General features: G+C 71.8%; 8 protein-coding genes and 2 pseudogenes. 4 read left to right on the plus strand and 6 right to left on the minus strand.

The genetic code is table 11. From position 1 onward, the window contains the following. Positions 1 to 9: 9 nt before the first annotated feature. Positions 10 to 1,716, minus strand: coding sequence for a SpoIIE family protein phosphatase (locus tag ABZS51_RS30660; RefSeq protein WP_355448170.1), 1,707 nt, complete (start codon positions 1,714 to 1,716; stop codon positions 10 to 12). Between the two features lie 224 nt (positions 1,717 to 1,940). Between ABZS51_RS30660 and ABZS51_RS30665 the strand changes: the two genes are divergently transcribed. Then, positions 1,941 to 2,849, plus strand: coding sequence for a LysR family transcriptional regulator (locus ABZS51_RS30665; RefSeq protein ID WP_355448188.1), 909 nt, complete (start codon positions 1,941 to 1,943; stop codon positions 2,847 to 2,849). A 31-nt stretch (positions 2,850 to 2,880) separates the two neighbouring features. Here ABZS51_RS30665 and ABZS51_RS30670 read toward each other — a convergent pair whose 3' ends face one another. Further along, positions 2,881 to 3,210 (minus strand): STAS domain-containing protein, encoded by a 330-nt coding sequence (locus tag ABZS51_RS30670; protein ID WP_355448173.1) that lies wholly within the window; start codon positions 3,208 to 3,210, stop codon positions 2,881 to 2,883. 183 nt (positions 3,211 to 3,393) lie between these two features. On the opposite strand from ABZS51_RS30670, the gene ABZS51_RS30675 reads away from it, so the two are divergent. Further along, complete coding sequence (locus tag ABZS51_RS30675; RefSeq protein WP_310713141.1) at positions 3,394 to 3,708, plus strand: hypothetical protein; 315 nt, start codon at positions 3,394 to 3,396, stop codon at positions 3,706 to 3,708. Positions 3,709 to 3,865: 157 nt separating this feature from the next. On the opposite strand, the gene ABZS51_RS30680 is transcribed toward ABZS51_RS30675, so the two are convergent. Both ABZS51_RS30680 and ABZS51_RS30685 read right to left on the minus strand, forming a co-directional pair. Continuing rightward, positions 3,866 to 4,132 carry a hypothetical protein gene (locus tag ABZS51_RS30680; RefSeq protein ID WP_355448176.1) on the minus strand — a complete coding sequence of 89 codons (267 nt, stop codon included), beginning with the start codon at positions 4,130 to 4,132 and terminating at the stop codon, positions 3,866 to 3,868. A 17-nt stretch (positions 4,133 to 4,149) separates the two neighbouring features. After that, entirely contained in the window at positions 4,150 to 4,323 is a 174-nt protein-coding gene (locus ABZS51_RS30685; RefSeq protein WP_355448179.1) for a hypothetical protein, read from the minus strand. A 58-nt stretch (positions 4,324 to 4,381) separates the two neighbouring features. On the opposite strand from ABZS51_RS30685, the gene ABZS51_RS30690 reads away from it, so the two are divergent. After that, positions 4,382 to 5,182, plus strand: a complete 801-nt coding sequence (locus ABZS51_RS30690; protein ID WP_355448182.1) for a maleylpyruvate isomerase family mycothiol-dependent enzyme — start codon at positions 4,382 to 4,384, stop codon at positions 5,180 to 5,182. 219 nt (positions 5,183 to 5,401) lie between these two features. On the opposite strand, the pseudogene ligA reads toward ABZS51_RS30690, so the two are convergent. Together ligA and ABZS51_RS30700 are read right to left on the minus strand one after the other, a co-directional pair. Then, positions 5,402 to 6,904, minus strand: a pseudogene (ligA, locus tag ABZS51_RS30695) (NAD-dependent DNA ligase LigA); the annotation flags it as partial. A 122-nt stretch (positions 6,905 to 7,026) separates the two neighbouring features. After that, positions 7,027 to 7,578 (minus strand): annotated as a pseudogene (locus ABZS51_RS30700) (hypothetical protein); the annotation flags it as partial. Between the two features lie 54 nt (positions 7,579 to 7,632). Here ABZS51_RS30700 and ABZS51_RS30705 point away from each other — a divergent pair. After that, the coding region (locus tag ABZS51_RS30705) for a hypothetical protein (RefSeq protein ID WP_355448185.1) at positions 7,633 to 7,932 on the plus strand (300 nt) is incomplete at its 3' end.

Raw genomic sequence — 7,932 nt, forward strand, 5'->3', positions numbered from 1 at the left:
GCGACGGTGTCAGCCGGGGACGCGCACGATGAGCAGGGCGACGTCGTCGTCGTTGTCCGCCGGGCGGACGCGGTCGAGGAGCGCGTCGCCGAGGGAGGTGACGGGGCGCTGGGCCATCGAGGCGGCGTGCCGCCTCAGCCGGGCCATCCCGTCGTCGATGGAGTGGGTGGGCGACTCGATCAGGCCGTCGGTGTAGAACACCAGGGTGGACCGGGGCGGCAGCTCGATGGTGGCGTCGACCCGGGGAATGCGTATGCCGGTGCCCAGCAGGAGGCCGTGCCCGGACTCCAGGAAGCGGGTGCGCCCGTCCTGCTCCACCAGGAGCGGCGGCGGATGGCCGGCGTTGGTCCAGCGCAGCCGCCATCCGCCGTCCTCCCGCGGCTCCAGCCCGGCGAACACGACGGTGGCCATCGTGGTCTCGGCCATGCGCGCCACCGCCTGGTCGAGCCGGTCCACGATCACGCTCGGCCGGTCCTGCTGGCCGCCCGCGTACGCGCGCAGCATGTTGCAGACCTGCGCCATGCCTGCCGCGGCGTCCAGGTCGTGGCCGACCACGTCGCCGATCACGAGGGCGGTCGCGCCGTCGGGCAGGACGAAGGCGTCGTACCAGTCGCCGCCGACCTGCGAGGCGTGGGGCGCGGGCCGGTAGGACGCGCTCATCTCCAGCCCGGGCACCATCGGCAGCTGCGGCAGCAGGTGGCGCTGCATGGTCTCGGCCACCCGCCGTTGCCGCTCGTACAGGCGCGCGTTGTCCAGCGCGAGCCCCGCCCGGCGGGCGATGTCCTCGACCAGCAGGAGGTCGGCGGTGGTGAACGCCCCGGGCCGATCGGAGCGCCCCAGCGTCAGGGCCCCGACGACCTCCCGCACGCCGCGGATCGGCGCGATGCACGCGGAGTGCATGCCGGTCGCCTGGAACAGCTCCTGCTGGGCGACCGCGATGCCGGAGTCGGGAGGCCCCTGGTAGGTCTCCGGGCCCGCCAGCGTCGCGGTGACTCCGCGCAATGCCCGCGACAGGGGCATGGGGGATTCCTGCGGGACGGGGGGCATCGGCCCCTCCAGGTCCTCATGGTGCACCAGGGCGCCGTCCTCGTAGTGCACCACGGCGGCCCGCGACACCCCGCCCTCCTCGGTGAGCAGGTCCACCACCGTCCAGTCGGCCAGCAGCGGCACGACCAGGCGCATCAGCTGACGCAGGGTCTCTTCCACGTCGAGGCTCGCGGTGAGCGTCGAGGTGGTCTCCGCCAGCAGGGCCAGCCGGTCGAGCTCGGACATCGAGGCCGCGGCGCCGGCCGGCTCCTGCGTGCCGGACGCGGAGGAGGCGGTCTCATGGAAGATCACCAGTGCTCCCCGCGTGCCCTCGCCGAGCCGGCAGGCGGCGACCATCCAGGCGACCGGCATCAGCACGCCGTCCCCGCGCACGAACCACTGCTGCTCTCCCTGCGCGGTGCTGCCGGTGATGAGCGGCCGCCTCATCCTGCACCGGCTCCGCGGCAGGGGCTCACCGTACCTTCCCCGGTGCAGCAGGTCGTGGGCGTCGCGGCCGAGCATCTCCCCGGCGGTGCGGCGCAGCAGGCGTTCGGCCTGAGGCGTGACCTCGATGATGCGGCCCCGGTCGTCCGCCACGTACGCCCCCGCGTCGCAGAGATCCTGCAGCCGCCCCAAACCTCCGTCCGACATGGTCCAGGAGCGCCCGGCATCCTGACCTGACACCTCCATGACCGGGCTCCCTCCGTCATCGCACCTGCTGGCTGATGGTCTCTTCTATCACCCTTTGGGTTGTTCGTGCCTCAGAGTGACCGCGATGACGTCCAGAGGCGCGCCTGGCCGTGCGGGCGTCGACCAGGGAGGTCCCGGCGACGCGTCGTCGAGCGGTAGATTCACCATCGTTGAGCGCGGGCTCAACGATGCGTTGAGTCTCAGGTTGACGATCGGGACGGGTGATGGAGCTCCGGGACATCGAGATCTTTCTGACGCTGGCCGAGGAGCTGCACTTCGGCCGGACGGCCGAGCGGCTGCACATCACCCCGTCCCGGGTCAGCCAGGTGATCAGCAAGCAGGAGAGGCGCATCGGTGCGACGCTGTTCGACCGCACCTCCCGCACGGTCCGCCTCACCCCGCTCGGCGAGCAACTGCTGCATGACGTGGGGTCCGGGTACCGGCAGATCATGGACGGGATCGAGGCCGCCAGGAGCGCCGTCCGCGGCACCGTGGGAACGCTGACCCTGGGCACGATGGGCCCGCTGTCCCTGGAGATCGGCGCCATCCTCGACCTGTTCAAGACCCGCCACCCGGGTGTTCGGCTGCAACACCGCGAAGTCCAGCCGCCCTCCCCGCTCGAACTGCTCCGCTCCGGCGGGGTCGATGTCGCGTTGCTGTGGCTGCCGATCCGCGAGCCCGACCTGACCGTCGGCCCGATCATCCACACCTCTCAGGTGATGCTGATGGTCCCCGCCGGCCACCCGTACGCCGGGTACGACTCCATCTGCCTGGAAGACCTCGCCGATTGCGTCGTGGCGGCGGGCACGTCGATCCCCCCGTACATGGAGGAGACCCTCGCCCCCTTCCACACGCCGGCGGGCCGCCCCATTCGCCACGCTCCCAAGGTGTCCACCTGGCAGGAGGTGCTCTCCGTCGTCTCCTCCGGCGAGGCCGTCGCCGGGGTCGCGGCCGAGGCGGCTCACTACTACCCCTGGCCCAGCCTCGCCTTCGTGCCCATCCGCGACGCCGCCCCCTGCCGATGGGCCCTCGTGTGGCGCACCGCCGGCGAGAGTCCTCTGGTCCGTGCCCTGGCCCAAGCCGCCGCGGACTCGGTCGGGGGAGGCGCTGGAGCGGGTGAGGTGACGGAGTAGGGCCGGCACGGCCGGCGCCGGGACGAGGCTCTCAGGCGGTGGCCGGCCAGCTGCAGGCGTGTTCCAGGCTGTCGTACGGCGGGAACCGGTCGACCAGCTGAGCGACGGTGAGCAGCCGGGCGAGGCTGCCGTGCACACCGATCAGGCGCAGCGCGCCGCCGGCGCTCTCGGCCCGGCGCTGGAGGCCGAGCAGTTCGCGCAGCCCGCTGGAGTCGCAGAAGCCGAGCCCGGCCACGTCCACCACCACCCTGGGCCGTGGAGCCGCCAGCAGCGGCTCCAGAGCCGCGGCGAACCGGCCGAGGGTGTGTCCGTCGAGCTCTCCCACCAGCCGGACCACGTCCACGCCGGAATGTCGTCGCACGCTGATGACCAAGGGGGTGACGATGCCCGCACGCTCCTGCGCCTGTGTCGAATGCCGTTGCCGCATACGACGACATCAGCAGGGATCGACCTCATCGTAGCCCGGCCGGCGGACAAGCACTCGGTCCTGGCATTCCGCTTTTCCGGTTGCCAAGGACGGCCCTGCCGGTGATCATGAACACTCATGACGAAAAAGATCTTCTCCAGCGTCGCCGGCATCGCTCTCGGGGCTGCCGCCCTCATCGGCGGCACCGCCTCCCCCGCGGCCGCGGTGAGCAGCTGTTCCAAGACCGCGAGCTCCGACCACTCGGTGAGCGTCAGGTGCACCAGCGGGCTTGAGACCTACTTCCGGGTCTACGGCTACTTCTGCTCCACCTCGTCCTGCTCGTACGTGCCGGGCAACCTGGTCTACGTGGGCAGTACGAGCAAGGCCACCAGCGGTGCCTACTACAGCGGCAAGTGGTACGTGAAGGGTTGCTACGTGACCAACGGCTGCTGAGCCGCACGGGCGTGGACCGCACCTCCCGGTCCACGCCCCCTACAGGAACCGCTCGACCGTCCGGGCGAACTCCTCGGGGGTGGCGATCGGCACGCCCAGGCTCTCGGCCTTGGCCCGCTTGGAGCCGGCCTTCTCGCCCGCCACCAGCAGCGACAGGTCATCGTCCCGGTGACCACGACCGACCCTCGACGTCGAGCTGGTCGCGTCCCACGGCGTAGCCGATCGAGGCGATCGCGCGGCAGGCGCGGCCGCGCACGCACCGCCACCGCTCCTGGGACCTGTCGATGGCGTCACCGCAGGACGGGCACACCTCGGGGAAGACGATCGGCTGCTCGGCGCCGGTGCGCAGGTGCACGACCGGGGACTCGACGCGGGGATCACGTCGCCGGGCATCGCGGCACACGCCGTGTCCCGCAGTGATCATGTCTCGTTGAGCGGCAGTCAGTTCGGCGCGGCCCGAGGCGCCTCCACGTCGCCGAGGTGCCCGGCCGCGCGGCGAGGCCACAGCACCCACAGGCATGACGCCGGGCGTACCGCCGCCACCAGCGTCCTCGCTGTAGTGCGCAGCTCGTCACCCGAGCGGCGGGAGGCGAGGACGACGTCCGCAATGGCCAACGGCGGCGACTGTGAAAATCGCTGTCCGATCACCGGAGCACGGTGATAGACATTCGGCGTGGAAAAGCATCTTGAGTTCCCTGACCTGCTGCGACTGATCGATGAACGGTCGACCGCCTTCCGCGCCGCGGTCGCCGCCGCGCCCAGTCTCGACGCACAGGTGCCGACCTGCCCGGAGTGGACGCTGTTCGATCTGGTGAAGCATCTGGGTGGGGGCGACCGTTTCTGGGCCGCCATCGTCGGCGCGGGGCCTGCCGACGCTCCCCCGGCCGAGGCCACCGCTGCGCGCGCCGCTCTGGAAGTGCCGCGGGAGCGTGAGGCGCTGCTGGCCTGGCTGGCCACGTCGACGCAGCTTCTGCTGAGCGCCCTGCGCGAGGCAGGACCGGAGAGCGGTTGCTGGACGTGGTGGCCTGCGTCGCAGTCACCGCAAACCTCCGGCGGTGTCGCCCGGCACCGGGCCCAGGAGACCGCGGTGCACACGTACGACGCCCAGCTCGCCGGGGGCACCCCGCGGCCGCTGCCGGTCGAGGTGGCACTCGACGGTGTGGAGGAGTTCCTGTTCACCGTCTGCGCAACGCCGAGTGCCTGGCCGCACAAGCCCACCGCCTTCGACTTCCACGCCGCCGAGGGCCGCTCCTGGCGCCTCACGGTCGACGGCGACGGCGCACGCTCCACCCGCATCCCCGCGCCCACTGCCGCGACCGGCGAGGACTCGGACGCAGTCGGCGCCTCCATCCATGGCACGGCCAGTGAGTTGGTCCTCTACTTGTACGACCGTATCCCGGCCGAATCCTTGCACGTTGACGGAGACGCAGGGCTGCTCGACCTGCTCCGCGCCTGGGAGCCTGAGGAGAAGTAGGACGTAGCGGGGCGGTTGGCCGCGCCTCGAGCCGGGTAGGACCCGACTCTTCGCCAGGTTCGTCAGTCGCGGCATCGGGCTCACATCCGCGAGGTGGCCTCGGCCGAGCGTGGCTGCCTGGGAACGGCACCCTCGGCGCGGCGAGCTGGACGACCTGCGGCTGACGGTTATCGCCGCCGATCTGCTCTCCAGTCCCCGCTTCTACAGCTCCGGCGCCGATCAGAGGAACGCGCCGACGAGGTCGGCGAACTCCTCGGGGCCGACGATCCGCACGTCCAGGCTCTCAGCCTTGGCGCGCTTGGAGCCCGCATTCTCCCCGGCCACCAGCAGGCTGGTCTTCTTCGAGACGCTGGAGGAGGATTTGCCTCCAGCGCGTTCTATCAGCTCGTTCATTTGGTTGCGGGTCAGCGCCTCAAGCGCACCGCTCATTGATCCGGTGACCACCACGGACATCCCCACCAGCGGCAACTCGGACGTGCCACCCACCTCCGAAGTCGTCTGCGCATCGAGGGCGACGTCGGTGCCAGAGACGACGGGTGGCCTCCAGCCGGGCTCGGTCATGGTGACTCCGGCTGCCACCAGCTTGTCGATCAGCGGCGCCAGCTCGACCAGCTCGGCCACCACCACTGGCGCCTTCTCCGGGCCCATGCCTTCGACCGCTTGGATCGCCTCGGCGTCGGCCGCGCGAATGGCGTCCATACTGCCGAAGTGGCGGGCGATGCGGCGGCTCATGGACCGGCCGGTGCCGCGAACGCCGAGCGCGCAGAACACCCTGCTCAGCGGCCGGCTCTTGGCCCGCTCGATGGCGGCCAGGAGGTTGTCGGTGCTGGTCCGGCCCATCCGCTCCAGCGTCAGGAGCTGCTCGCGGGTCAGGAAGAACAGGTCGGCGAAGTCGGCGATCAACCCCGCGTCGAGGAGCTGCTGGATGCGGTTGTCGGCCAGACCCTCGACGTCGAGCTGGTCGCGTCCCGCGGCGTAGCCGATCGAGGCGATCGCGCGGCAGGCGCGGCCGCGCACGCACCGCCACCGCTCCTGGGACCTGTCGATGGCGTCACCGCAGGACGGGCACACCTCGGGGAAGACGATCGGCTGCTCGGCGCCGGTGCGCAGGTGCACGACCGGGGACTCGACGCGGGGGATCACGTCGCCGGCCTTGTAGACGACGACGCTGTCACCGAGCATGAGGCCGCGCCGGGTGATGTCGGCGACGTTGTGCAGGGTGGCGTAGGTGACGACGCTGCCGTCCAGCTCGACCGGCTCCAGCACCGCGCGCGGGGCGATGACGCCGGTGCGGCCGGTGTTCCACTCCACGCCCACCAGCTTGGTGATCTTCTCGACGGCGGGGAGCTTGTAGGCGATCGCCCAGCGGGGCGCCCGCGAGCTGAACCCCGCCTGCCGCTGGTCGCCCGCCAGATCGCACTTGATCACGATGCCGTCGATGCCGAACGGCAGCTCGGCCCGCTCGGCGGCGATGTGCTCCACGCGCGCCTGAACCTCGTCCAGGGTGACGGCGACGATCCCGGCCACGGGCGTGTCGGCGGTGGTCCGCACACCCTGCTCCGCGACCCACGCCATGATCTCGCTGTGCGGCAGCTCACGCAGCCGCGCCGCCTGCTCCGAGTCGTCGCCGGGATCGGGCAGCGCGCCGTAGCCGAAGAACGTGAGCTCGCACGTGTACGGCCGGTCCTGGGCGCGCAGGGTGCCGGCGGCGGCGCTGCGCGGGTTGGCGAACGTGCTGCCGTCGTGCGCCTGACGCTTGGCGCACGCCTGCTCGAACTGCTCGGCATGACCTCGCCGCGCAGCTCCACCGTGACGGCGTCGGCCAGCCGGCCGGGCAGGCCGACGATGGTGCCGATGGCGTGGGACACGTCCTCACCGGCGGTGCCGTCGCCGCGGGTGACGAGCTGGACCAGGCGGCCGCCGCGGTAGCGGGCGGAGATGGCCAGGCCGTCGAGCTTGGGCTCCACGCTCCAGGAGGTCACCCGCCGGCCGAGCCTGCGCTCCAGTGAGGCCGCCCAGTCGGCCAGCTCCTCGGGGCCGAACACGTTGTCCAGGCTCAACATCGGCACCGTGTGGGGCACATCGCCGGTGACCGCGCCGCCGGCCACCTTGCCCGTGGGCGAGGACGGCAGCACGTGCTCGGGATGCTCGCTCTCGTACGCGGCGATGCCGCGCACCAGCTGGTCGTAGGCGTCGTCGTCGAGCGAGGAGTCACCCTGGCCGTAGTAGGCCGCCGCGGCGTCGGTGGCGAGCTGCACGGCCGCGGCGTAGGCGGCCTGGTCGGAGAGCTCGGTGTGGGGGGGAGCGTCGATCATGCGCTCATCGTGCCGGGCGGCTCCGACATTTCTCCGCCGCGCGGCGGGCGGGGCGGGCGAAACCACCGGATCTTCGTTCATCGGCCGGCGCTGCTCCTGACGTTAATTGTCGGTGGTGGTGGTTAACGTGCCCGTATGAGCGACGCGCACCACCCGATCGAGGGCGAGCAGTGGCAACCGGGTGATCTGGTCCTGGACGCCGAGGGCGGCCTGTTCGCCCGCGCCGGCCTGGGCGACGAGGCCGGGGGCCGGCCATGGGGCTGTCCCCGCGACCAGGTGCGGCTCGTCACAGGGGAGACACACGTACCCGAGGGCCGCTTCCCGGAGACCACGCCGGCGCGGCCGCTGACGCTCCTGGCCCGCGACGGCCGGCCCGCACTGCCGGCCGTCCCCGACGACGCCTCCGGCGTGACCGGCACCGCGGCCGCCGACGCC

This window comes from Nonomuraea sp. NPDC005501 (genome assembly GCF_040605905.1).
In the GTDB taxonomy this organism is placed as follows: Bacteria; Actinomycetota; Actinomycetes; order Streptosporangiales; family Streptosporangiaceae; genus Nonomuraea.

Coding starts and splice junctions, on each gene's coding strand:
- ABZS51_RS30675 (WP_310713141.1), top strand. CDS start 3,394: ATGACGAAAAAGATCTTCTCCAGCGTCGCCGGCATCGCTCTCGGGGCT.
- ABZS51_RS30680 (WP_355448176.1), bottom strand. CDS start 4,132: ATGATCACTGCGGGACACGGCGTGTGCCGCGATGCCCGGCGACGTGAT.
- ABZS51_RS30665 (WP_355448188.1), top strand. CDS start 1,941: ATGGAGCTCCGGGACATCGAGATCTTTCTGACGCTGGCCGAGGAGCTG.
- ABZS51_RS30660 (WP_355448170.1), bottom strand. CDS start 1,716: ATGGAGGTGTCAGGTCAGGATGCCGGGCGCTCCTGGACCATGTCGGAC.